Annotated in this window: 21 protein-coding genes; 5 read left to right on the top strand and 16 right to left on the bottom strand. The window is 42.4% G+C overall.

Annotation, left to right across the window (positions count from 1 at the left end; genetic code table 11):
• Positions 1-32 precede the first annotated feature (32 nt).
• Positions 33-584: a hypothetical protein gene (locus OQX61_RS14945; protein ID WP_265842565.1), complete on the top strand. Its 552-nt coding sequence runs from the start codon at positions 33-35 to the stop codon at positions 582-584.
• Between the two features lie 52 nt (positions 585-636).
• Here the strand turns inward: OQX61_RS14945 and OQX61_RS14940 are convergent, their stop codons facing one another.
• Complete coding sequence (locus tag OQX61_RS14940; RefSeq protein ID WP_265842564.1) at positions 637-3102, bottom strand: mechanosensitive ion channel domain-containing protein; 2466 nt, start codon at positions 3100-3102, stop codon at positions 637-639.
• A 113-nt stretch (positions 3103-3215) separates the two neighbouring features.
• Here OQX61_RS14940 and OQX61_RS14935 point away from each other — a divergent pair, with 113 nt between their 5' ends.
• Positions 3216-4064 carry a hypothetical protein gene (locus OQX61_RS14935; RefSeq protein WP_265842562.1) on the top strand — a complete coding sequence of 283 codons (849 nt, stop codon included), beginning with the start codon at positions 3216-3218 and terminating at the stop codon, positions 4062-4064.
• 80 nt (positions 4065-4144) lie between these two features.
• On the opposite strand, the gene OQX61_RS14930 is transcribed toward OQX61_RS14935, so the two are convergent.
• Together OQX61_RS14930 and OQX61_RS14925 are read right to left on the bottom strand one after the other, a co-directional pair.
• Entirely contained in the window at positions 4145-5560 is a 1416-nt protein-coding gene (locus tag OQX61_RS14930; RefSeq protein ID WP_265842561.1) for a PLP-dependent aminotransferase family protein, read from the bottom strand.
• A 55-nt stretch (positions 5561-5615) separates the two neighbouring features.
• Entirely contained in the window at positions 5616-5996 is a 381-nt protein-coding gene (locus OQX61_RS14925) for a hypothetical protein (protein ID WP_265842560.1), read from the bottom strand.
• 231 nt (positions 5997-6227) lie between these two features.
• Here OQX61_RS14925 and OQX61_RS14920 point away from each other — a divergent pair, with 231 nt between their 5' ends.
• The gene (locus tag OQX61_RS14920) at positions 6228-6497 is read left to right on the top strand and encodes a hypothetical protein (protein ID WP_265842559.1); all 270 of its coding nucleotides are present in this window, start codon (positions 6228-6230) and stop codon (positions 6495-6497) included.
• A gap of 49 nt (positions 6498-6546) precedes the next feature.
• On the opposite strand, the gene OQX61_RS14915 is transcribed toward OQX61_RS14920, so the two are convergent.
• Both OQX61_RS14915 and OQX61_RS14910 read right to left on the bottom strand, forming a co-directional pair.
• Positions 6547-8310 (bottom strand): RagB/SusD family nutrient uptake outer membrane protein, encoded by a 1764-nt coding sequence (locus tag OQX61_RS14915; RefSeq protein ID WP_265842558.1) that lies wholly within the window; start codon positions 8308-8310, stop codon positions 6547-6549.
• A 19-nt stretch (positions 8311-8329) separates the two neighbouring features.
• Positions 8330-11590: a TonB-dependent receptor gene (locus tag OQX61_RS14910; RefSeq protein ID WP_265842557.1), complete on the bottom strand. Its 3261-nt coding sequence runs from the start codon at positions 11588-11590 to the stop codon at positions 8330-8332.
• A 615-nt stretch (positions 11591-12205) separates the two neighbouring features.
• Between OQX61_RS14910 and OQX61_RS14905 the strand changes: the two genes are divergently transcribed.
• Together OQX61_RS14905 and OQX61_RS14900 are read left to right on the top strand one after the other, a co-directional pair.
• Positions 12206-13054, top strand: a complete 849-nt coding sequence (locus OQX61_RS14905) for a DUF6266 family protein (protein ID WP_265842556.1) — start codon at positions 12206-12208, stop codon at positions 13052-13054.
• The gene (locus tag OQX61_RS14900) at positions 13051-13464 is read left to right on the top strand and encodes a DUF2809 domain-containing protein (RefSeq protein ID WP_265842555.1); all 414 of its coding nucleotides are present in this window, start codon (positions 13051-13053) and stop codon (positions 13462-13464) included. Before OQX61_RS14905 ends, OQX61_RS14900 begins: the two co-directional genes overlap by 4 nt.
• Here the strand turns inward: OQX61_RS14900 and OQX61_RS14895 are convergent.
• From OQX61_RS14895 to OQX61_RS14845, 11 genes are all read right to left on the bottom strand, one after another.
• Positions 13406-14098, bottom strand: coding sequence for an SDR family oxidoreductase (locus OQX61_RS14895; RefSeq protein ID WP_265842554.1), 693 nt, complete (start codon positions 14096-14098; stop codon positions 13406-13408). The two genes, OQX61_RS14900 and OQX61_RS14895, sit on opposite strands and share 59 nt — an antisense overlap.
• Before the next feature lie 84 nt (positions 14099-14182).
• Positions 14183-14383 (bottom strand): KOW motif-containing protein, encoded by a 201-nt coding sequence (locus tag OQX61_RS14890; RefSeq protein ID WP_265842553.1) that lies wholly within the window; start codon positions 14381-14383, stop codon positions 14183-14185.
• A gap of 39 nt (positions 14384-14422) precedes the next feature.
• The gene (locus tag OQX61_RS14885) at positions 14423-16555 is read right to left on the bottom strand and encodes an FUSC family membrane protein (RefSeq protein WP_265842552.1); all 2133 of its coding nucleotides are present in this window, start codon (positions 16553-16555) and stop codon (positions 14423-14425) included.
• Positions 16556-16701: 146 nt separating this feature from the next.
• Positions 16702-18510, bottom strand: coding sequence for a cytochrome c peroxidase (locus OQX61_RS14880; RefSeq protein WP_265842551.1), 1809 nt, complete (start codon positions 18508-18510; stop codon positions 16702-16704).
• 72 nt (positions 18511-18582) lie between these two features.
• Positions 18583-20067, bottom strand: a complete 1485-nt coding sequence (locus OQX61_RS14875) for a hypothetical protein (RefSeq protein ID WP_265842550.1) — start codon at positions 20065-20067, stop codon at positions 18583-18585.
• A gap of 119 nt (positions 20068-20186) precedes the next feature.
• Positions 20187-21530, bottom strand: coding sequence for an ankyrin repeat domain-containing protein (locus tag OQX61_RS14870; RefSeq protein ID WP_265842549.1), 1344 nt, complete (start codon positions 21528-21530; stop codon positions 20187-20189).
• A 13-nt stretch (positions 21531-21543) separates the two neighbouring features.
• Positions 21544-22725 (bottom strand): ankyrin repeat domain-containing protein, encoded by a 1182-nt coding sequence (locus OQX61_RS14865; RefSeq protein ID WP_265842548.1) that lies wholly within the window; start codon positions 22723-22725, stop codon positions 21544-21546.
• Positions 22726-22836: 111 nt separating this feature from the next.
• Positions 22837-23010 (bottom strand): hypothetical protein, encoded by a 174-nt coding sequence (locus OQX61_RS14860; protein ID WP_265842547.1) that lies wholly within the window; start codon positions 23008-23010, stop codon positions 22837-22839.
• A 272-nt stretch (positions 23011-23282) separates the two neighbouring features.
• Positions 23283-24512, bottom strand: a complete 1230-nt coding sequence (locus tag OQX61_RS14855) for a hypothetical protein (RefSeq protein ID WP_265842546.1) — start codon at positions 24510-24512, stop codon at positions 23283-23285.
• Entirely contained in the window at positions 24509-24955 is a 447-nt protein-coding gene (locus tag OQX61_RS14850) for a Rieske 2Fe-2S domain-containing protein (protein WP_265842545.1), read from the bottom strand. The genes OQX61_RS14855 and OQX61_RS14850 overlap by 4 nt, the downstream gene beginning before the upstream one ends.
• Before the next feature lie 2 nt (positions 24956-24957).
• Positions 24958-26160, bottom strand: a complete 1203-nt coding sequence (locus OQX61_RS14845) for a di-heme oxidoredictase family protein (protein WP_265842544.1) — start codon at positions 26158-26160, stop codon at positions 24958-24960.
• Between the last annotated feature and the right edge of the window lie 40 nt (positions 26161-26200).

Here is a 26200-nt window from a genome sequence, read left to right as displayed (position 1 = left end):
GTAGTACATCCATTTGTACTAAATTAATAGCTATGAACTTACCATCGTTTAGGAATGTCAACTTTAAAAAGGTAAAAAAGGATTTCAGGGAAGGCTTCAATAACCTTGCTTCCGGAGGCTTTAAGCAGATTTTCAGTCGGATTGACCAGGTCAACATCAAAAAAGGTGTGGACATCATGGGAATCGACAAGTTTGTGAATCAATGTGCGTTAATGGCAGCGGGATCAGGCTTAATCACCGGAGTAGGTGGCGTTGGCACCATGCTCATTGGCACACCGGTGGACATGATCAACATTATTACCCAACAATTCCGCGTCACACTGGCCATTTCTTATCACCGGACCGGCAAATATAAAATCAGCTTTGAAGACTTCTTTAAGATTGTCGCCTCCTCCGTTAAAGCAGATACGAAATTGATCCTTAGCAAAAACATCATGGAAGAAGTTGCGGAGAAAATCTTCCTGAATTTAGGCGCAAAAGCAAGTCGCAGGTTAGTACCGGTGGTTGGCGGCGTAATTGGCGGAACCATCAATTACCTGTTCATTAAAAAACTAGCGAAAGAACTATTGGAGAAACCTCATTAAACAGCTCGGAATCGGGTTTTCCGATACACGATCTATACCTCCTGAGGTTTTACTAAGCATTAGCGGGATCATCCAGATTACGGACATATACCTCTTGTTGAGGAACTGGCATCTTGATACCATTCTCTTTAAAAGCAGCCGTAATCGCAATGATAAGATCGCTTCTGGTGGCAAAAGCCTCCCCAAGGTGTTTGGTCCAGAAATAGATTCTAAGGTCAATCGCACTATCGCTAAACTGCTCAAATTGAACTATGGGACCCGGATTTTTACTGACCCTTTCATCCTTACTTAAAATATCCTTCAGGATTTGTCTGCTTTTTTCAAGGTCTGAATCGTAGGCAATACCGATCATGACGGATACCCGTTTACGGTTTCCACCAAGCGACCAGTTCACCAGATGGGCGTTTAAAATATCACCGTTAGGTACTACCACATCTGCGCCATCCCAGTTGGAAATCACACTACTTCGAAAACCTATAGACTTCATCGTGCCGCCTTGTCCGGCGATATCGACAATGTCCCCTACATTAACCGGTTTTTCAAAAGCGATAATCAATCCACTCACCAGGTTGTTCACTAAAGTTTGCAGACCGAAACCGATACCGACCCCTAAAGCACCCAAAACAATGGTAATCCGGTCTACAGGAATGCCCGCAGCGGCAACCGCTAAAAACAAACCGATACACAGGATAGAAATTCGGACCAACAGCAACCAGCTCCCGATTCCCTGACGCTTACTATCTTTATCAGCAGCAGAATACCTGTCGGAGGCAAAAAACGAAACCACCTTAGAGATCAGCACGGAACTCCCCATGATGGCTATAAAAAGCAGCATATTATTAATGCTGAACACATAATTACCTAAGGTACGTTCCTCGCTGAAAAAGTTCAGCAGAGGTTTCGACAAGTAGTCAAATGAAGGAAAATTACGTCCGAATAATACCAGCCAGCCGATGACCAATAAGATATAAAACAGCAACGGTGCCTTTTTTCCAACCCTTTCAAAGTTCAGGTAAAACAACTTCCTGTCTTGCCCTGAATACACATTAAAGGCCATTAACAAGCCTTCATTAATCAGTCTTACCGTCCAGAGAAAGAGGATGGCAATCACAACATTCAGAAAACCTGCAATGAAACATGTTTTTGCCAGGTTATACCGGCCAAACATATTGGCAATGATAGCAGCAACTTCCAGAAAAACCATTAGTGCAACGGACCAGGTGATCCATTTCTCCTTTAATTCTTCCTTATTGCCTTTTACTAAGGCAAACACCCCTACTACAGCGCCAAAGATGGAGCTGAACAACATAAACCAGCGCTCTACTCTGGAGGCCTGCAAAACCAGGTTATCCCCTGCTGCCAGCAGGAAAAACAGCACCATGACCAGCCATACCCGAAACCAGTACCGGCTCACATAACCCCTGAAAATTACGGACAGGCAAATACAGGATATCGTCCAGAAAACCACATTTAAAATAAAAGGCGGTGAAGGGAAAATGAATTGAAACAGACTCACAATGATTAAAACGGCAGATAACAATGGATACCTCAGCACCAATTGCCCTTCCAGATCGGCCTTTATCAGATTCCCTTTAACATAGATACTTTTTAAGGAGCGCAGGTAAATAAAGGAGGCCAGGGTCAGCAAAAGCAAGACCATTATTTTCCCGGTATTATTTTCGACATAAAAACTGAAAGTCAGTAATCCTTTTGTTTTTGAGAAGTCAAGGATCTCTGTAAAAGGGCGGTAAAAGCCCTGTGGATGCCAGATATTGGCGAATTCTCTTTTGAAAGTATGGTCCGCCATCTCTTTCTGATAAGCCTCGATTTCTTCTAAACTACTTTGCAGCTGAAAGACGGTCAGGTTTACCTGGTTTAGCAAAGTCTGAATATTATTACCTGCAATTTTCAAAGAAGTATCTACCGGACCGGTTTCATAAGCAACCACCTGAATCTTCTGAAGGTACTTCATCAGTGTGGTAGAATCTGCGGAGAACTTAAATAAAGCGGGTACACTCAACAAAGAATCCAGCTGATACCGTAGATTACCCAGATCCTGCTGACGAATTTCCAGCTTTGACTTTCTGGAATTGGCCTTATTGAGTAACTCTGCTAATATTTTAGCGGTAGATGTTAAGTTTCGGAAAGTCTGTGCAGTTCCTTTATTGGTGAAAACCCCATCTCCGGCAATGGCAAGATCTTGCGCTATTTCTTTGAGTTCGGTCTTGGTGCCCGGCGTATCGAGGTTACTTTTGAGATAGATCTTCGCTTTTTGCATCGTCCTGGTGATCTCCTCAAAAGTCTTGATCTGCGCTGTTATGGCCTTATCGGCTTCAAAGTCCGCCGCACTTTTTTTAGCCGATACTTTTGCAAAAGCCTGCATTTTACCTACAAAATCTAAGGTTGAACTATCCTTTTTAAGGGGGTTATTCAGGCTATCCTTTGTTTGTGCATTTAAAGACAGTATGATGAACATACAAGCATAAAACAAAACAGTTGCTTTTTTTAAAATAATCATCTGATTCAGGTATGAGACTCAATAATACGGAAAAAGCGGCATTAATTTTTCTTGAAAAGACAAATCAAATCATTCCTGATAATTGTTATATTCCATATAAAACAACCTTAAAAATGAGAAAGATTCTTTTGTTTGTCTTTACGACAATTTTCGCATTAAACACCTTCGCCCAGACCAGTCCCGGTACAAAGCAAGATGTGATTCAAAAAACTAACGGGGAAGAGCTAAAAGGCAAGCTCACCCGCATTAACGACACCGAAGTCAGTTTTATTTATCCTGGTGAGACGGTGGAATACACCATAAAAAAGTCTGATATCGCCAAAATAACCCATGCGAGTGGCAGAGTTGAGGTTTTCGGTCAGGCTTCCCTACCAGCTGCTGACCGCCAGAAAGACGCGCTGAACATGGCGGCCACACCGGTTGATCACCATAACAAAATCGCGATCCTGCCTTTTACCTTTTTAATGGATAACCAACCAGGAGCAGAACAAATCGGCTATAAAGCACAAGAAGACACCTATAGCTTTCTGTCGAAACACTCCGCGGGATATACCATTATTGACCCCAGAACAACCAATGCCAAATTAATTCAGGCCGGTGTAACCAGGGATAAAATGATGGGCTTTACCATGAAGGATATCTGCGATATACTTGGGGTAGAATATATAATTGACGGCACAATTCTTCAAAACAAAGGATATCAAACCAGCACTTCCAGCGGCAGCGCCGATACTAAAGTAAAAAGAGATGATGCGGAGAAAGTTAAAAAGGTGTCAGGCACCAATGTTAATTACGCCAATTCAGCACAAAGATATGACGTGAGTGTTAGCCTTCACATTTACATGGACAACAACGCAAGCATCTACAATCAAAGTCATAAGGCTTTTCTTTCCAGTGTAGATGGCTCTTACAACAGCCCATTGGAATATTTGCTAAAAAGATCGCCTTTGTATAGGAAATAATAGTAACAGCAACACGCCATTCATAATACAAACTTATTAATACGGTACGGACCAGATGCTTGCTAAGCCTGCAAGACAAGCTATATACTGGCTTTCACTAAGCGCCCTAAACGCTTGATATCATCTTCTAATTTATCATTCCATTCCAGCGCAAAGTTTAGCCGCATGCAATTGTTATATTGATTGTATTGCGTGAACATTCTGCCTGGTGCAAAGCTGATTTTTTGCCTGATCGCCTGATCAAACAACACCGCAGTATCCAGTTTTTTATCCAGTTCTAACCACAACATAAAACCGCCCTGAGGCTGAGATATTTTGGTATTTTCGGGAAAGTAGGCTTCGATTGCCCCCTGATATTTCAGGCAATTGCTATAAAGCTTAGACCTGAGCGTGCGTAAATGATGGTCATACCGGCCATGCTCCATAAAATCGGCGATTACTTCCTGATACAGGGAAGGCGTAGAAATGGTCTGCACCAGCTTTTGCCTGATGATCTTATCCTTATATTTCCCCGGAGCCACCCATCCAACCCGATAACCAGGGGCCAGGGTTTTAGAGACAGAGCCGCACCACATCACAATGCCCGCTTCGTCATAGTACTTACAGGGTTTTGGCCTTTCCGTTCCAAAGTACAAATTGCCATACAGGTCGTCTTCAATCAAGGGAATATCGTATTCCGTCAGCATCCTGACCAGCTCTTTTTTATGAGCATCCGGCATCAGGCATCCCAATGGGTTACTGAAATTACTGATGAAACAGCAGGCATTTAATCGGGGTAGCACTTTCTTTATTGCCTCTAAATCTACACCGGTGATCGGGTGTGTCGGAATTTCAATTGCCTTTAGGCCCAGCGATTTCACTATCTGCTGGATACCAAAATAAACCGGACTCTCAATCGCCACTGTATCTCCGGGTTTAGTTACCGCCATCAGGCAGTTAAAAATAGCATTCATCGCACCAGATGTGGTCACCAGGTCATCCTCAGTCAGCTTCCCTTCCAGTACAAAAGACCATTTGGCCAGCGTTCTGCGGAGGTTAATATTACCTTCTACCGGCTCATAGCCTGTCCCGCCGTCATCTAACCTGCTAACCGCATTGACCATTCCTTTATTTAATTTGGCAATGGGCAACATACTATTGGCAGGAACACCTAAGGAAAACTGAGTAATGGTCTTATCATGAAGCGTATTAAAAACCTTGCTAATCAGATCTTCCGGTTCCTGCTGTTGGGTAGTAGTTTTCATTTTCCCTACAGATGGCAAGGAAAACTTCCTCATGGAGGCTTTGCTCACAAAATAGCCTGACTTGGCTCTTGGCTCAATAAGTGATTTGCTCTCCAAAGCTAAATAAGCTTGCTTGACGGTATTGATACTCACATTATAGAGTTTTTGTATCGTACGGATCGATGGCAGCTTGTCCCCTAACTTCAGGGTTTCGCTTTCAATCTGCTCCTCCATTACTTTTGCAATTTTAACGTATAGGGATTCCTTTTTCATCTGAGCCATATGCTGTATCCTGTAAATTTACTAAAAACAAATCTGTATCCCTGTATTAAACGGTGCAGGTATTTAGCCAGCTCAGCAAATGTTGAATAGCGTGTTTTAAAGAAGTACGGTCCTCTCTGATACCTGAAAATGTAGCATGCAATGTTTTTTCAGCTTCTGCTTTTAGCGTATTTCCAATAGCAACATCGTCATTTACACAGTGGCTGCTTAAGGTCAGCTCCTCCAGGTCATTGGTGGAAGCACAGGCAAAGCCGATGATGACATTATTGTTAATGGCGACAGTTAAAGGAAGGCCAAAATGCGCAGTCAGTTGAGGACTGGCTGCTTGCTTAGTTTTATTATTATAAATACGAATCAGGACATTCAGGTCTGACAGGTATACTTTGCGGAATTCGATATTCATGTTTTTAGGATCTTGGTCGTTCATAGCTTCGGAATTAGATTACAAACCTAAGTATGAAAATCAGTTAGATACAGACACAGAAAACCAAATATTATAGGTTACAGTTTCAACCCTGGCAATACACTGCTGCACAGGTTTTGGGCCAATAGTAAGCGGGGCCAACAGCGGCACAAACCGTAATGAATTCATTACAAGTAAAATAAGAATAAACCCTAAGTTAAATGTAAATTCAGGTTACACACAAATCATCATATTATGAAAATCACATTAGACATCAAATCCCTGATCATAGGGTTTATGGCATCCGCCTTAATTATGATGGGTCTTAGTTTTAAAAATGGGGAAGCTGAAAACACAGGGAAATACAAAACCACTATAGGCGAAAAAGGCATCGTGGTACTCGATACTGAAACCGGCGTTTTTATCATATCCAATGGGATTTATGGTACTGGTAGAATGGATTGGACCAAAGTCAATTTTGCAGATGCTTATGAAACCGGCAGAGAATTTAAAAAGAAACCGTAACACAAATAATTGCTGTAGCAGATTTGCTGCTACAGCAATTGATTACTTATTAATGAAGTGTAGGGTCAAATGTCCCACCCCAGTCTTTATTCTGTTGCAGTTTCTTCGTTTTCCCGATGATAGAATTCGATATCGGTGCAAAGTAATATTGATCAGGCAAAACATTTAGCTGTACGCCCGTCCTTGGTATCTGCAAAACCACATACTTGAAATCGCCTTCTTTTAACTGGTTGGCATTAGCCAGCGTTTTCGCCTCGGTAATTGGCCTTTCCGATCCATCCGGCAATATTGCGATCGCTTCAATTCCGTATTTAGGGCTATTATTCAGCACACTAAACATCCTCCATCGACGCAAATCACTGAACCGATGTCCTTCAAAGCAGAGCTCCACATTTCGCTCATCCATGATTGCTTTTCTAACGTCCTCTCTGGATGTGGCGCTGATCCCATACTGACTACCTGCTCCTGGTTCTACACCTGCGCGCTGACGTATCTGTATTAGCATATCCAATGCTTCTGCGGTATGTCCGGTTTCATTTGCAGCTTCCGCATAGTTTAACATCACTTCTGCAAAGCGCATCAATACATAATCAGTATCATATTGCTCCACCTGTTCCTGCTTTAAATCCAGACGGTTACTTTTCGTGATAAACAGTCCCGAATAGCGGTTTAAATTCTCTGACTTTTCGCTGGAGTTGGGATTGATTCCGAAATTATCTAAGGCTGGCGCTACACCAAGACCGGTATACTGTCTATACCCATCCACTTTTCCAGCAACAGGAAAGGGTTTTCCATTCCATAATATAGATTTATCAAACCTCGGATCTCTGTTTTCCCAATAAGTTTTTAAGAACTGTTCTTCGGTTTTATAATAAGCTCCGGTAGGATCATTGTACAGTTTCCCATCTTTCATTGGGATGGCTTTTATGAAATTCCAGGTTGGGGTAGCTCCTGCCGGCCCCCTGCTCAATGATCCCGGACGGGTACCATTGTCCCAGTTTGCGGTTTTATTCGGAAACTTATTGATCACCGAAAAAACGACTTCCGTATTCCGTTCGGTCAATGCAATATTTGAATAATTATCGACCAGTTTAAAACCCTGTGCTTTTAATTCCGTATAGGCTAATTTATTGGCCGTATAAGCATCCGTCCAGTTCACATTAGTCCATGGACTTGTAGGGTTAAACTGCGGTGAAGCTTTGTACAACAATAATTTCGCTTTAAATGCAAGGGCGAAATTGCCGTCGATTTTACCCCAGTCGCCGGATGATGGCGCGATCTTTTTGGGCAACATCACTATTGCCTGATCCAGATCCTCCACCATAAAATCGAAACACTCTTTGGTAGAGTTTCTAGGCACATCGAGGTCATCGGTAAACCTGTCCTGGGGGATTTTGATATAGGGAACACCGCCATAAGTGCTCACCATGTAAAAATAAACCCAGGCTCTTAAAAAGTAAGCCTGACCAAGGATTTTGTTTTTTTCTACGGTGGATAAGGATCCTTTTTCTACATCAACCAGGGCTTGATTGATTAAACGAACCTTGCCATAATCCCAGTTGCCCAATCCGCCATTCGTAATGGTTACTGCATCCGGATAGAAGGGAATTCCAGCCAGCTGATCTGACCTGAAATCAGCACCGGCGTTCCAGTTTCCAAAAACGGAATAGATGTTGGCCATGTAGGCATTTGCTAAGTTTGGATCATTCCAAACCTTTTCAGGGCTATAGCTATTTATATTTTCTACGTCTAACACCTTTTTACAGCTGGTAGCGAAGGATATTACTAAGATATATAAGATGATTTTTCTCATGATAATTCTGATTTAGGCGTTAAAATTTGAGGTTTAATCCAAGGGTAAATGTTTTCATCACCGGGAAAGAATCATAATATTCCTGTTCCGGATCCTGAAACTCTTTCATATCTGAAATGGTCAGTAAATTGGTGCCATTAAAGAACAGTTGCGCATTGGAAAGCTTTACGCTTTTGAGCCATCTCTGAGGAAAATTATAAGCGACATTCAGGTTCCTCAACCTCAGGTAGGCACCATTTCTGATCCAGAAACTAGAATTATCCGTGCCGGATTCGGCCCAGTTTTCGCCGGTTACACGTGGGTAATTTGCATCCGGATTTTCCGGTGTCCAGACATCACCTGCCCAGATTGGATAATAGGTTCTGAAAGTTCCACCATGTTGACGCATACCGCCACCTTCAAGGTTACTAATCATCCTGTCGTAGGCTCCGACACCCTGAAAATGGGCATCAATAGTAAATCCCTTCCAGCTCACATTAAAACCTAATCCGTAATTTATGCGGGGTTTATTGTTGTTACTCAACAGCTGCAAATCGTTCCCATCTATTTTCCCATCCGCTCCTGGCTTGAAACTATCCCCTCTGACATCTTCATAAATAATTGCGCCTAAATAAGGTTTACGACCATAGGTCTTATAGCCACTCGAAATCAATTGATCTAATTCCTCCTGAGTACGAACAATTCCCTTTGCCTTAAAGCCAAACAATCTGTTGGCAGGTTGTCCAATGGCGGATTGCCAGGCCCGGCTGCCTCCTTCTAAATAGTCGGCCCCCTGGTCTAAAATATCCCATTGGTCTTTTGCATAACCTACATTTCCGTAGATGCCATACGAAATTTCAGTACCAATGGTACTTTTCCAGTTTAAGGTAAGCTCAGAACCACGGAAAGAACGTTGCGCATAATTTTCTGCAGCTAATTGCTGTCCGTAAGAATCAGGTAAAGTCACAGTACGCTTCCCTAAGATGTTTTTCATTTTGTTTCTAAACACCTCAATGCTACCAGACAAACGACGGTTAAGGATATCAAAATCCAGCCCGATGTTGGAGTTTTCTATCGTCGCCCAGGTTACATTTGGGATGGGTGTAGCGCCCGGAGCAATCGTGGTGTACAAGTTATCTCCAAACATATAACTGCCGGAATTCACATAGGTGGAAGTATAGGTAAATGGTGGAAGCGGATCACTGTTGATGTCTAATAAGTTCCCTGTTGTTCCATGGGATACCCTTAATTTTAAATCGTCCACCCAGCTAACCGAATTTTTAAAGAAACCTTCCTGAGAAACCCTCCATGCTAAGGAAACGGATGGAAAGAATCCCCATCTGTTTTCCTTTGAAAAGAGTGTACTGCCATCGTATCTAAATGCAAAGTCTACCAGGTAGCGGTTGTCAAAATTGTAATTCAGCTTACCAACCCATGCCCTGCTGGCGTCCAGGTTTTCAAAGCCACTTCCTGTTCTGTTCGCTTCATCATTTGAATACACAAACATCTGATCAATTGAAGTCAGTGGTGAGGAGGCTTTAGAAGTCACGTTATAGGCATGTCGCCCGGTTTGCTCCCAAACGGCTAAGGCATCAATGGCATGCTTGCCGAAGGCTCGCTTATAGCTTAAATAAGCATCCAATTGATATTTCCAGCCGTTTTCAGTCTGGTACCTTAGGAAAGGCTGCGTCTGACTAAAGTTAAAGGTGTTGGTATTGTTAGGGTCTGGCGCTCCCGGAATAAACCTGTTCCCACCCGGTTCTTTTGAAATAAAGGCATAATTCTTTTGAAAAGTCATGTACCATTTACGCAGGTAATCATTGCCTTCATAGTTACCTACCATCTTTGCAGAAAGGCCCTTTACAAATTGATCTAACTTGATATCCATCGTTAAAATGGAATTGACTTGTCTTCTGGTGGTGTGGATATAACGATCTCCCATCACCTGATCGATCACATTCCAGGCTTGCCAGCTACCCATCGGAGTTTGTACCGGAAAGTCGGTGACCTGATTTGCTGGTGTCCCATCCTTCTCTGTATAAAAAGGATATAATTTAGGCCAGTTGAAAGTAACCCGGTAAAAATCACCGACGTTATAATCATCATCCCCGCTAAAGGGCCAGTAAAAGCGATCGTGGTTTTGCTGCGCGGCAGAGACATTCAGGTTTAAGGAAATCGCCTCACTTAATTTGGCAGTGACATTGGAGCGCAGGTTAAACTTCCCGTAATCCAGATTTTTATAAGAGCCATTTTCCCCTGTATAACTCGCCTGTGCATAATAAGTAAGCTTATCACTACCTCCATTTACACTAAACAGGTATTTTTGGGTAGTTGGATTCTGCCAGATCCAGTCGTTCACATTGTAATTTTTATCTTTGAAATAATCGAACTCCCGCTGTCCGTTTGGCAATGGGTCTCCCCTGAATTGTGCCACCCTGTTTTGGTAGGTCAGCTCATCATCAGCCGTTGTTAAATCTGCCAGTAAAGTCTGGGTTGGCCGCGCTGTACTGTAAGAGGTTTGAAAATTAAAAGCGGGAGCCTGATTACTTCCTTTTTTTGTGGTGACCACCACTACCCCATTTCCGGCTTGTGAACCATAAACGGAAGCGGTTGCCGCATCTTTTAAGACCGTCATCTGGTCAATTTCATTCGCATCTAAGGCATCAAAATCAGCTTTGGTTTTGATGATTCCATCAATAACAATCAATGGTGATCCGAAGGAACCCCGGATTCTGATACTCGATGCCGCTCCTGCCAAACCGGAAGTATTGGTTACGGTTACGCCCGCAGCCCTTCCCGCCAGTGCATTGGAAAGGTTGGTGACCGGCACATTGTCGACCTTACTCATGTTGATAGAAGATACAGCGCCGGTAATGTTGGATTTCTTCTGCGATCCGTAGCCCAGCACCACCACTTCATCGAGGTCGTTTTTCGCTTCTTTCAAGATGATCGTCTGGTCGTTTCTTGCCGGAACGACCTGTGTGAGGTAGCCCATATAGGCCACCCTGATGGAATCACCGGGTTTAAGGTTTTTTAAAACAAAGCGGCCATCGGTATTGGTTTGAGTCGCATTAGATGATTTCAGCACGGTTACTGTTGCTGCGGGGATAGGTCTTGAGCCTTCATCCAATACCCTGCCTCTGATTTCTACCACATCGGCACGTTGGGCAAAAGCGGCCCCCATAGTGGTTAAAAACAGGAGCAGGAATACGGAAAACGTTTTACTATAAAAAAACAAGGTTCGGATTAAATTTGCGTCATGGCAAATTTTGGGCTTAGCGGTTCTTCTAAGTCTGTTCATAGATTTGGTTGATTAGGGATGATAAAATTGGTTTGGTTGTTTTATTTGAAGAGGGCGATAATTACAGGAAACAAACTGTAAATAAGACTCTTCTCCTTCTGAAATATAATGACATTTTTCATTTTACTTTATCAGAAAGTTGATTTTATTCCTAAATAGTTTGTCTTTTATATCGATTTAGCTTAAATCTCCGGTGATTCTCTGCGAAAATGTAGTTGAGCAGGAATTTCCGCTGATTAAACCCGAAAATATTACCCTAAAATGAAAAGAACAAGGCTCTTAGCCATTGGTTAGATTAAAAAACCAGACCGGGCTGTCCTATCGCTGAACTAAAAGGCAATTTATAAGATATTACAGCCTTGATCCTTTCCGGATCCCTTCGGAATGCTTCCCATATGAGCTTCATTTTTATTAATCATTAAACCATAGTTAATTAATGGTTGATTAATCTCTAATAGGTCTAAAAGACGTTTCAAGGATGGTTTAAGGATTATCTGAGATTTACTTTACGTTTAATTTATATTGGACTCATCTCGAATTCATTAGTAGTCAATCCCGAACTTAATGACTATATTACATCAGCTAACCTACTGCTTACCAATAAACAACAACACTATGGGAACTTTTCAAAACGGATTATTTGGTGGATTTAAGGGCCGGATAGGCAATTTAGTCGGTTATGAACTGAATGGCAAAAACGTCATCAGGACGATTGGTCATAGTAATAAGCCCCTCAGCCCGGCCAGAAAGATCAATTGTGACCGCATGACCATCGTTAACCATTTTCTACGTCCTATCAAAACATTTATTAAATCAGGCTTCCGTCTGAAAGTTGTGGGTACCGACAGAAACTTCTATAACGAAGCCGTTTCCTACAATAAAAAACACGCAGTTAGTGGTGAATTCCCAAATGCACAGCTAGATTATCCTAAAGTAATGCTGAGCATGGGAACCTTATTAAAGGCAGAAAAACCGCAAATCCAGCTTATAGGGACAGAAATTGAATTCAGCTGGGAAGTCCCTGCTGATCTCCCGTGGCGAAATAGAACCGACAGGGCAATGGTACTGCTCTACTGGCCGGATCAGCATCAACACACCCATTGCCTCAGTGGATCCCACAGAATGGATGGAAAACATAGGATCCAGATTGCCCCGGATCTTGCCAATCAAAGAGTTGAGGCTTATATTTCCTTTATCAGTGATGATGCAACTGAAATTTCAGACAGTGTCTATGCAGGAAGTATAGCAAAGCAAGAGCAGAAGTCTGTGCCTGCATTAGAAATCGCTGATTCCAGTACAAAACGAGTTAAAACCATCAAAAAACACCTGTTACCTAAGGTAAATCCGGTAATAAACACTAAAACTGTTGCTAAACTCAAACTGAATACGCCCATAAATACAAAGAATAAACCCGATATTCCACCATTTAAACCGAAGAAAGCAAGCCCTGAATACCTGGAATGATAAAAAAAAACCAGCCCCTTAGAGACAGATTTATTTATGCATTATTAGTACTTATCGTAATCACTGCGGGAATCCTCTCCAGGAAAACAACGATGGTACCCCTATTTGCCGGCGATTTATTATATGCTGTGATGATGTTTCTAATCATCAGGTTTTTGCTCATTCGATCAGGTTATCAAAAGATAGCAATCATCAGTCTGGCGATATGTTACGGGATTGAGCTTGCACAACTTTACAATGCGCCATGGATCAATCAGCTCAGAAGTACTACTTTGGGCGCATTGGTTTTGGGACGGGGATTTCTATGGAGCGACATGGCAGCTTATACAGCAGGCATCGCTATTTGTGTTTTTATAGGTTTAAGTCCTGCATTGCAGGCATATTTATCTCCTTCACACAGGAAGCCTTAGAAGTGGAAATGATAAATTTAATAGCATTGACAACATCCTGAACTGGTATACCGCCTGTTTGATCCAGATTGGAAGTATCTTCCAAAAACCCGGGATTTAAAACGCTGACACCAATTTTATGAACCCGAAGATTTTCCCTTAAAGCATGTACAATACCTCTTACTGCAAATTTAGTGGCAGAGAAAGCGACCTCTTTTCCATTGTGGTTGTCTAATCCCCAGGTGGAACCAATAATGATAATCTTAGCATTTTCGGACTGCTTCAGGTTTTCCAGGAAAGACTGAATGGCAAGAATGCAGGAAGTTACATTGGTATTGACCAGCGTTAAGGTCTCTTCCGGTTTAATATCCTGAAAATTATAGTCGTCCGAAAAGGCGGTCTGCTCCCATATCCCAACATTATAGATTAAATAATCAATCTTTTGTCCGCCTATATTTGCTTTTATTTCATGGATGGCTTCCATTGGTTTCGACAAATCCGCTTGAACCCAGCTTAGATTTTTATGATCATCCAGGTATGGAGGTTTTGTTCTGGAAACCCCGTAAATCTGATCGTTAGCCGATGGAACCAGTTCAGTAAGCGCCCTACCCAGTCCTTTACTTATCCCATAAATTAAATACGTTTTACTACCCATATCCTGATCATTTCAGCAATTTAACAAACCACTAAGGTATAAGAATTTTCAGGCTGTATCTATTTGAGATTTCACAGATTTGTGTCAGGATTTATTCCCCTGCGCGGTAACGATTACATTTTTTCCAAGGGTCTTAAACCTTACCCCGTTTTCCTGTTCAACGGTAATCGTGATGTGTCCTGTTTTACTCGTATTGATATCCCTCACCTTGCCCGATTTACCTTTGTGGGTTCCACCAACAACTAAACATTGATCACCGTCTTTTAAATTTTCTACTGTACTCATGTCCTTAAATCTTTCTTGATTCTAAGGTAGGATAAAATGCTAAATGAAGTACATTTTTAGTTCTACAGATAAGGCTAGTAAAAGGTTTAGCTGGTGCTGTAATGTGCCCTCGTTGTCGTTGTATTCTTCTTCGATTTTATCGGCATGTAGCACTTCGTTGATCTTTGCGAGATCGAGTCTGTTGCTGTGCTGAATACAATACTCCATATTGCTTAAAGCTTCCGACACGATAAGCATGCCTGAATCCTGCTTCACATACTGCTTTGCAGACAGCGATAAAGAGGCAATGATGGAGTTGATGCGGTAACTGAGGATTTGAATCGCATAGATCCCGTGCATATCCAGCGCTTTGCTGTTCGGTTCCAGGTGCATGTATTGAAGTGTTTCCGAAAACTTAGCCAGCTGAATATAACTGTTTTTACGTGCCAGTTTGGAGGCGCCAATGCCGTTTTCTGTTCCCCGGAGTTCGGCCTTTACTTTAGTCAGGTAATTGCTGTTGGCTTTCAGAATATTTGAAATCAATGCTTTCAGGCCTTTAATTTCCCAGATTGGAAAAAGAAATGCTGCCAGAAAGGCGATTGCACAACCAAGAATCGTATAGATCACCCGTTCCATAATGACATGATCACTATGCCCGTCGTAAATGCTGAGACATAGAATCACCATGGCAGTAATACAGACCACGCTAACCGAATACCTGATGCGGTTGAAGGTGAAAAATCCAAGCAGCAAAAATGCCGATATGATCAGTAAGGCAGCAATCTGATGAATGATCAGCAGTAAAACAATCCCTATAACCGCGCCGATCAAAGTACCTGATAAACGTTCTACATTTCGCCTCCAGGTGAGTCCAAATCTTGGCTTTGCGACAATCACAATGGTGAGTAACAGCCAGTAGTTGTATTTACCTAAAGGAAACACAAGGTTGATGAGGTAAGCCAAAAAGCACAATAATGCCAGCCTCAACGAAAACCTGAAGACTGCTGAGCTGAAAGAAAAGTATTGTTTTAATGCGCTTAACTTAAACAGTTGTGGCGATAAGAAATCCGCATAGGCGATGTCCTCCCCGGAATCAAGGTTAGCAGGGAGAGCAGACATCGGCTGGTCTTGCTTGATCACCTGGATATGCAACACGATTCCTTCCAGGTTCTTTAATACTTTATGTATGATGTGGGCATTCGTTTCATCTGTTGAAAGTGCCAGTTTGGTCAGTTCAGCACGGGCCTGCTCAAATTTAATCAGTCGCAGTGCCGATTGCGTTTTCTTGGGTCTTAAGAACACCCCGCTGAGTACCTGTAGTTCTTCTGCCAGGGTTTCTATCAGTTCAATAATCAGGTTTAGTGCGCCGGTTTTATCGAGGCTTTTTCTGACGTAAGCATAGTCGTAATGAATAGCCGTCACCTGCTCATAGAGGTCGATTACACTGACTGCTGTGCGCAACAATTGTTGCCCGCGTTCATTGGTCGGCTTCATCGCCCTTTTATCGCTCAGCAACAGGTTTCTAACCAGCTCCTGCTTTTCGCTTACTTTAATGTGTAAAGCAATCGTTTCACTATAACATTCCTCGAGATTTACTTCGGGATCATAATAACGGGCTTTAGATTTTAGAAATACAGAAGTCGCGGTAATACATTCAAAAATGGCCTGATGCAGCGAGCGGTATGGCCAGATTACAATCTGAATCAGGCTGATCAGGTAGTACCAGTATCCGCCGAGGAGAATATACCAGCTGAATAACAATGGGTTTTCGGGATGTAATCCAAGGGTGAAAATCCCGAGGATGATGGCCATAGTTCCTATAAGTGCCATTCTGCTGCCAAACATGGCCAGCATGGAAAACACGAAGGTCAGCAGGAAAATACTTCCCGCAGTCAGCCAGGGATTTCCCAGTGAAGAAGAGATGATCAGCGCCGTGAAAAAGAAGGATATGATGCTGATGATTGCGCTTTTGAACTTGTTTGCCCGGTTTCCGGGAGAATCGGTCAGGCTAATCAGCAATGCACCAACTCCCACCCCGATGGCCATATTGGGCTGATGGTAAAAGAACAACAGGGAAAAAGGTAGAATTATGGTGATGGTGTTCCGCAAGGCATCCGTAAAGTATTCTCCATACACTAAACTGATCAACCTGGCTTTTATGCGATCCCATTTCACCAAATCCTTACTAAACATATTGCGTTATGAATTTATTATTTCGCCGCAAAATTATTGTAAATAAAGCTAATGTGGTTGAAATTGCGGCTATTTATTCTTCCATCCTGGCTCAAAGCCTGTTGAGACTATTAAAATAGTACTTCAGGCCTTGAGCTATGGATATCCTAATGATCATCTAATGTTTTAAGGAAGGCTATAATTTGTTTTATTTCATTTTTGGTCAGGTTTAATGGGTCTGGAGATAAAGTCTGATTGTCCAGTTTAATCCCGATCCCTGCACCGCCGCCACGATTGTAAAAATCCAGTACCTCTTCTAAAGTTTTATAAACCCCATTGTGCATGTATGGCGCTGTTTTAGAGATATTGCGCAGTGTGGTTGTTTTAAACGCATATTTATACTGAGGATATGGGTTTAATGCAAAACGTCCAAGGTCTTTGTCAATTTTAGCATTAACAGCATCAGCTTTAGCGGGCACCCCAAGCACTTCGGCCTCGCTTTTATTAAACAGTGGAGATTGGGTACCGTTAAAAAGTGGCGCAAAATGACAACTGCCACATTTAGCCTTGCCCATAAACAAGTTAAAACCTGCTTGCTCTTCTTTGTTTAACTGCGTATGATCTCCCTGCATGTACTGATCCAGTCGGGAAGAAAACGGCGCCAATGAACGGATATAGCTCGATAAGGCATGCTGTATTTTCCATGGATTTGCAGTGACATTATCGGGACCAAAAGCTTTACTGAATGCGGCTTTAAAAGCTGGGTTCTTATTTATCCTGGTAGCTGCCTGCTCCAGGGAACCATCCATTTCATGTTTATTATGTACCACATCAAGTGCCTGATCTTCTAGTGTGCCCGCTTTCAGGTCGTAAAAGAATCCACGTTGAAAACCTGCATAAGTTAGCGTAGGCGTGTTTCTGAGTAAGGGAATCGTTTTTCCGGATCCGTCTTTTTGAATACTGACTGCGGTTACCAGACCATCCGTAAATGCTTTGCCCTCATGGTGACAACTGATACAGCTTTTATTTCCCCCATTGGAAAGGATTGTACTGTTAAAAAGCAATTTGCCCAGCGCTACCTTTTCTTTTGAGATATACTCTGTATGATTACCTACGAATTTATTGACATTCAAAGCGTCTTTTTGAAACAAACTGATGGCATCATCAGTCATGGCAGAACCGCCTGCAACAGGATCAATACGATGATCCCGGCGTAGCTGATCAATAGCCTTGCTGATCGGTTGCAAGTGTTTGGTTATAAAATCTAATCTGTTAAAAGCGTTGAAATCCGGAGATTGCTGCAGGTAGCTTGTGGCATTATCGAGCAATTCAGCCAGTTGATCGCTGTCTTTATATTTTAGCATGGTTGTTTTAATACCCTGCAAAGCCGAGGCAGCCTCAGGCACAGAAGCCAAAGCCGTTGGGGTATCAAATCCGGTAATGCCCAGACTGGTAATTCTAAATATTTCCAACCTTACCGCATCAAAAACCTGGGCATCGGTAATTTCATATTGCGTATGGTATCTTGCTACACGTTTCAGGTTCAACTGCATCTTCTTTACTTCATTGAGCAAAGTCTCCCGGTTTTCCTTGTCGGGCGTTTCATAGATCAGTTCTTCCATCACCTGAAAACCTGTAGGCTCTTCAATAAGGTTTTCACCGAGTTCTATTTCATCAATCGGCGCCCCATTTATAAATACAGCAGTAGTTGGAAAGAAATACTCCATATAGTATTCAATTTTTTTATACTGGTTTCGTGCCTTTAGGAAGCTTTGAAGGATCTTTTCTTCCTGCTTTTGTTGCACAGCAGGGAAAAATTCTTTGTCTGCGATTTCCTGAAGTCTGGCCAGTTCCTGGTCAAAAATAGCCTTTACCTGTAGGCTTGGCGCAGGTTCTTTTGTGCTACAAAAAATTGAAAGTAGTGTTGTAGTTGTGATTAGGATGGAAAAGATAATGATCTTTTTTATTCCGGTCATAGGATCTTTTGTTGAAAAAAATATCCCTCCGCAGCTATTAAGCCGGGAGGGATGTTTTTTATAGGGAAGAAATTATTTTGCGATACCTCGAACGATTACAATTTGCCCGCCTTCACTATTGTTAGTTAAGCGCGTAGTTCCGCCGTCAGCATTTTTAAATTTAGCATCAGTCCAGGTATGTGGGTGCAGGTTTACCACGAAAGTATCAGGTGTGCCTGTCAGGGAAGATACATCGTACATCGCACCATATTCCCATGAGCTGGTACGCTGGTCGTTTGAAGGATTATACTTAGCGTTGAATGCAGTTTCTGTTCTGCGGTGGTTCATTTGCAACATCGGTTTTAAAGCCTTTGAAGACATTGTAAACTGCCAGATTGTTCCATCATGGTCGTTGTTTTTGTAATAAGAATCGCCGTCTTCCTGGATGTATACAAAGTTTTCAGTTACACAAAGGTTGTCCGGGTTTACAATGCTTTTCCCCGGACTGTCATTACCGTCTACGGCAACTTCCAGTTTCCCTTTTAACGGGTTATTTGCATCCAGGACTAATTTATAAACACGGCCCCACATGGTTTTACCACTTACTGGCGTCAATTTATCGTCCTGACTAACACCTGTGGCTGTAAAGTATACTTCACGACCATTAGCGGCACTGCCTTTTCTGTAGTCGATATCTTCCACACGTGCCAGCATTAATGCTTTTTTGTCGATCGTTTGTTGTTGTAATTGTTTTCCTGTGGAGCTTTTTACATTGTCGAGTTCCACAAACTCCACATCAAAGGCTTGCCCTTTAGACATATTGGTTTCAATAGGATCATTATTCGTGCGTTTCATCACATATAATTTACCACTATTAAGATCGCCCTGCGTGTTAGATAAGTACATCGCCAGCTGTCCGTCAGTTTCATCTTCACCGATCAGGACTACCGTTTTACCAGGGTAAGCACCTTTTGGAAGTGGGACTGCATTTTCAGCGCTCCATTTTCCTAAAGCACTTAAGGTACGCTGGCTATTTTTCTTGTCAGCAGGTGCTAGTGGATCAATGTCATGGATCATAGATTCTGAACCACTTTCTCCGGCTGTAAGGAATGTTGCTCTGGCAAAGCCATGTTCTTCAGGAGTGGCCAGCGTGGCAGAGCATAAACGCGTCATACCGCCATCCGAATCTACGATATACTCCCCTTTTACGGGTTTAAAATTTTTGTCCAGATACACCCTGGAAACAGATTGAAGGATCTCATGGTTGTTGATCATAATAAAACCTTCACCTTCAGGGTTTCTGATGATTCCGGCACCATCTGGTTGCGCGCCAAAAATAAAGCCCGGAGATTCAGGAAGCACATCATCACTACTGATCAATGTGGTGATCTTAAGACTTTCAAAACCACTCATTGCTTTTAACAAGGATGGATTTACAGAATAATCCTTTAAATCAATCAGACCTGCCACAACACCATCCGTGTTGTTTTTTTTACAAGCAGAAATAGCTATTGCAGAGGCCACAAAAGCTGCCACACCAAATGATAATGTTTTTGTTTTAAATAGAGGTTTTTTCATTGGTTTGATTTATTTTTCGACAGCAAACCTAACCATCTAATGTTGCGGGAAATTTAACACTGTATTAAATGAAACGTCAAAAAGATTAAATTTCAGATGAACACAGTGTTAAATATCGGCTAACCTTTAAGCACTTTCGCTTTTTCCGCATCAAACTCTTCCTGCGATAAAATACCAGCATCAAGCAGTTCCTTAAGGTCCAGGAGGGCTTTTTTCTTCTGCGCCATATCCTGGACAGGTGCTGCTTCCGTAGGCGTAGGAGCCATTTTCGGTTCAACTTTCGTTCCTTCCGGACTGAATTTCAAGATCATTTCGGTGATTTCATTGAAGCCTTTTATATTGGCATAGTCTATTGCCTTTTGCTCTTTTACATTGACAATATTGACATCTGCCCCTTGTTCCAGTAAAAACTTAACGGAGTCTTTTTTGCCGTTTGCCGCCGCATAATGCAAAGCGGTATTTCCGGATTCATCCTGAATATCAATTGAAGCACCATTTTCCAACAGTAATTTGATCATGCTCAAATGGCCGCTTTTTACCGCCACGTGCAACAGGCTTTCTCCTCCGTAACTGTAGCTGCTATCGAGATTAAAACTGCGGTCTGTCGCTAAATTACTTGCCGTTTCTACCCAATCCAGGTAAGAGTTCATATCGTCTTCCGCTCCGGAAAGAGGCTTACTATGGTTTACATCCAGGCCATGGGCTAAAAATAAAGCCACAATCTCTTTTTGGTTGTTTGCACCCGCATACCAAATTGGCGAAAGACCTGTTTTAGAGGTGATAAACAGGTCTGCCCCTTTGTCTACCAGCAGCTTAATAATTGCCCTGTTGGTTTCATAACAAGCCAGCAATAAAGCGCTTTCTCCGGCATGATTTACATGGTCGATAGTAGCGCCACTATTCAAGAGAAATTCGACCATCGGAATGTTTCTGGTTTGCACCGCGAACAACAATGGAGAAGTACCCAATTTGTTGGTCGTATTCACAAGCGCTCCATGCTGAATCAGCAGATCTGCGATTTCTTTATGGCGACAGGCAGCAGCCATCAATAAAGGTGTTTCTCCCTCATTATTTTCAAGATCTACTTCCGCGCCTAATTCAAGAAGCCTTTTTAGCACTTCTATTTGTCCGCTTTGGGCGGTTAGGTGTAATAAACTGTTTCCCTTTAAGTCATTAACGGTCGGTTTTGCACCTTGTTCCAGCAGGTACATCGCGGTTTGTTTTTGCTTTTGAAGCCCCGCAAAGAAACACGGGGTTTCGCCCTGGTGGTCTTCGTAATCCAGTTCAGAACCGGCTGCGATCAGTAATTTCACCAGGTCGAGATAGCCTCTGTGCGCTGCATAATGCAGGGCGGTTCTCCCCTTTTCGTCGGTATAAGCTACATCTACTTCTTTATTAGCCAGTAATAATTCCGCTATTTTTCTTTTTCCGCCTTCACAGGCTATAATAAATGACAATGACATGCGCTGTGTTTAATTAGGATTTAGCTGATAAGAGTATTTCGACTGTTTTAGTTTTCAGGTTGTCACCCGAAGCAATCATCATTGCCGTTTCGTCGTGGCTATTGGTGATGCTGACATCGGCACCGGATTCCAGTAATAATTTCACTTTTCTATAAGTGTCTTTGGCGACTTCCTGATCGTAGTTGGAATCTACCGCACATACTTTATGTAGTAAGGTATTGCCTTCATCGTCCTGGTCATTCAGTTCAATTATACCCTTCTTTACAATCGTGCTGAAAACCGGTGATTTTTTCTCTGCCAGCCAATCCAGTCCGGATTTATCTTTACTGTAATATGGGGAAACCTGTTTCAGATCTGCACCTTCATCTATCAATTTTTCCAACAGTTTTATCGCACTTTCTGAAGATTGCATCATCCGGAGATAAGCAGACAGCATCGTTTCTTTTTCTCTGCTTCGCTGCTCAAAATCAGGCTGATGATTTTCGGATAACGCTTCGTAGATTTTAAGGTCGCTTAAGTCGACCGCAGCAGTGTAAAAGGCAGTTATTCCTTTCCCATCTACTTCATTAGGATTTGCGCCATTCGCCAGTAGAACCGGAATCACCTCTCTTTTTGCCCTTTTAACGGCCAAATGTAAAGCAGTAGTGCCTTCGATATTCGCCTCATTCAGATCTAGCCCGTTATCCAGTAAATCTGACAGGTATTCAGAAATCAATTCCGGCTTGATCTGGTTGTTATTTACAACCTGATAAATGAGATTTTCCTCCGCAGCATTTCTAAAATCTGTATTGCAACCGCCAGCGATTAACGCTTTAATGATTGCCGGTGCAGCACCTTCTGCTAAAGCAAAACTTAATAAGGTTTCGCCGCCAACTTCATCGTTTATATTGTCGTGCTTTTGAACAAAGCTCTCCAGGTAACTGAGCGAGTCCTCATCCGCCGGAAGCGATTTAAAAAGGGTTTTGAATATGCTGGTTTTAAAGGAATCGTATTCGTAAATATCTGTTTCCAGCTTACCTGCTTCAATTAAGGTATCCAGGAAACTGAAAGCTTTAGCGGTGATGATCTTTTGGTAAATGCTACCAAGCGCATAGGCATCGATGCCCACCGGAAAGTTATCGCCATTGGCAACCAATTTTTGAGCTTCCACAAAATCACCGTTATTAATTGCGGTTGTGGTTGGGTTATTTATCATGATAGGTTTTATAATTTAGGGATGAACAGCTTTAAAAGCAAAAAAAAGACCATAGTAAGGGAATAGCCTTAATTTAATTAAGCCTTTAATTTGATGGTGAAGCTGAAATAATTAAGCTTTCTTTAGCACCAAGCGCTGATGGAGCTGCACGTAAATGAGGCAGGTAGCGCCCATTAATGCATAAATAGCGGCATGATCACCTTTGATGAAGGTCATAGCGAAACAGGCAAGGCCCGTTAAAATAATCGTATTTGACAGGTATTTATTAGCTGTTGTTTTTCTCATAATGGAACTGTTAATCTAATAACGTTTTTTTTGAGGATATGTTTTTATCGATTTCAAAAGCAATACCGGGTGCTTTCTCAGCTCTTATACTTCCACACCTTCTCTATCCAATATAGTTTTCAATTGAGGTGCAAAACCCACTGCTCCATTTGAGATCACTTTTAATTAGGTAAAGGTTGAATGCAAATCGTTAGTTCAGTTATAGGCTGCTCCAGCCCCCCGGAGCAACCTATATGGTTTCAAATACCTAAAAAACCCTGAAATATAAATGCTTAAAAGTAAGTAGAAAGACCGAACTGGATTGCTGCCGTTTTGGCCGGAGGGTTACCCAGAAGGTCCTTTTGCCATTGCTGACGGTAGCTCATTCTGAGCACTGTTTGTGGGTTTGGCCTGAAACTGACTCCAGGCATCACACTCCACAACTCATCACCAATATCACCTCCTGTTTCTGTAAACTTACCTACATTCCAATCCACATATTCCAGCCGGCAGGCAAGGTTGACTACTGAATTTTTCCAGCCAAAGATATTTCGTTTTAATATTGGCTGAACCACATCTACAAATCCCCCCTGCTGCCTGTTACCAAACTGCTGCGAATAAGTTGTTGGTACCTCCACGTTTACCCAGGCCCATTCTGCTGTTATAAAAGTTTTCAGCTCTGGTAAAACGGTATTAAAATCCACAGCAAATACGCTTAAGCTTCTTTTGTCGTCGATTACAATTCCATCGTCCTGCCATTTGTTATATAGTCCCCCCATATAAGAAAGCCCGATTTCTCCTATTTTATTGTTCCGTACTGCAACCTTCCCGGTAATCAGTGGTTGACCGCTTGCCATTTCTTCAAACCGCTCTGTATTGGCTTTAGCCGCAGGTAAAAAGGTTTTGTTTTCGGTATTGGCGATAATCGAATTGTCGAAACCACTGGAAGCATACAGTTCGTAACCGAACATCCAGTTCTTGTTATAGTGCTTTCCATAAACCCCGAACCCCGCGTTGCTCCATGTGGCAGGTAACATTTGGGTCATTGCTATCGGGCGGTCTGTAAATTCCCATTTTGGTCCATCATGATTCTGATTAAAAGCACCTATAGGATTCATGATCATCCCCCCTCTTAAGTTCAGCAATGGATGAAGTTCAAGATCAAGTGCGGCAAACTCTATCGCGATTTCTTTTTCTGCCGGCTCAAACTCAATTTCAGATAAGAATTTAATCCGCTGACCGATGGTTGAAGCCACAAACAACGTCATTCGTCTGAATTGAATCTGCTGTCCCTCAGAAACACCATCTGTACGCTGATATTGCCAGTTGGCTTCCATGTAACCACCCAGGGAGACTGGTAATTTCCCAACTGCTACAAAAGGTCTGTCGTAAATGGCATCCATGTTCAGGCGCTGCCTGGTGGTATCACTGACCTTCCTTTTCAAAAGTTTAGGATCAATCTGAGCATGAGCTGTATAACAGAGCACAATGGCCATGCTTAATATGGTAATTAATTTCTTCATACGGCTTTAAGCGAAATTTTAAGCTGATCTTGTTCGATAGTCATTGGGAAACTGCGCAGGTTGGCAGCAGCAGGGCCATTCTGCATCAGGCCTTTGTTGTTAAATTCACTGCCATGGGCAGGACATTGCAGTTTATCCCCAAACACCTGTAATTCTGCACCCTGATGGGTACACTGCATCCATAAGGCGGAATAGCTATTTTCGTTAAAGCGGTATACGCAAATGGGAAACTTTAACTGTTCATTATTTAAAATGATATACTTTTTAAACTGGTTTTTATGTATCGGCCCGATAACAAAATCTTTCACAGGTACAATCAAATCATCACCAGCTATTTCTCCTGTTAAAACTTGCAAGGTGCTACAGCTTTCGAGGATTGTGGTTATCCCAATTCCACCTAAACAGGCAAAACCACAGGTTTTTATAAAATCTTTTCTTTCCATGGTTATAGTGATTTTAAAAATTTAAGGAGCGAATTTTTGTCGGTTGGGGAGAGCTCAGTATATTTGTTTCTGGCGGCAGTGGCCTCTCCTCCATGTAATGTAATAGCCTCTTCAATGCTTTTAGCACGCCCATCATGTAACAAATGATACTGTCCACCCTGAGAGTTTGTAGATAAGCCTAAACCCCATAGTGCCGGGGTTCTCCACTCAGCGGTTTTTGCAGAACCTTCTGTATAGCCATCATCAAGACCTGGTCCCATATCGTGCAGAAGAAGGTCGGTATAAGGATGAAATTCCTTGTTCGACAAGGGGGCAATGGAAGAGGCTCCGGTTTTTAAAGTCGGTTTATGGCAACCTGAACAGTTGATTCTGTCAAATATCAACCGCCCTGTTTTAACTTCAGCATCATTCTGATTACGTTGAACCGGAGCTTTAAGGGTTTGCAGGTAGAATACAACATTATTAACCGTCTGTGTGGAAACCTCAGGATCAATCATCAGTTGTGTATAAACATCTACCGGATCAAAGGCCGAAGCAATCCCCATATCCTGATTATAGGCATTAACGGTTTGATGCAACAGGTTGTAAGCCGCTGCTTTTTTTCCAAAGCGATGGATGTACTTCCCGTTTTTCCCGATTGCATGATTAAAAGGTACCAGGTACTGTGCTAAGCTGCCATAATTCGGGACTCCGGAAATACCATCTTTATCATCGTCATTTGGGTCTGCCATCGCCAGGATATCCGCGTCAGAAACGAGTTCCAGAAAACCTAAGCCAGTATTTGCCGGAGGTGTAAATTTAGAGAACGTTGCACCTGCGGGGATCTGTTCCGGCATATGCCCGGGGATTGCCCTGTTTTGTAATTGCGGACCTCCCTGATCCAGAAATTTATTCCCTGTTTCATCAATTTGTCCGAAACGGGTAAGCGTGGTAAAAGGATGACCTTTTCCATCTCCGGCATGGCAACTGCCACAACTTGTAGCTACGAAAACCGGCCCAAGTCCCTTTTCAGGAGTAAAAATTTCATCGTTAAAAGCGACATCACCTAACAGAAAACGTTGGTTCTGTTCATAGGTTAAATCTGCTACTGGTCCGTCCAGCAGCTCATCTTCGGCCGGTGCCGAAGGCATAATCTTCTGGCAGGCAACCATTAAAGTCACCAAACTAAGAAGAGCGCCAAAAATCAATAGTAATCTTGTTGTCATATGTCAGAATTGTAATACAAATCTAACTATAATAACAGAA

It is taken from the genome of Pedobacter sp. PLR (assembly GCF_026239675.1).
Taxonomy (GTDB): Bacteria; Bacteroidota; Bacteroidia; order Sphingobacteriales; family Sphingobacteriaceae; genus Pedobacter.
This window is presented reverse-complemented; position numbering and strand designations above follow the sequence as displayed.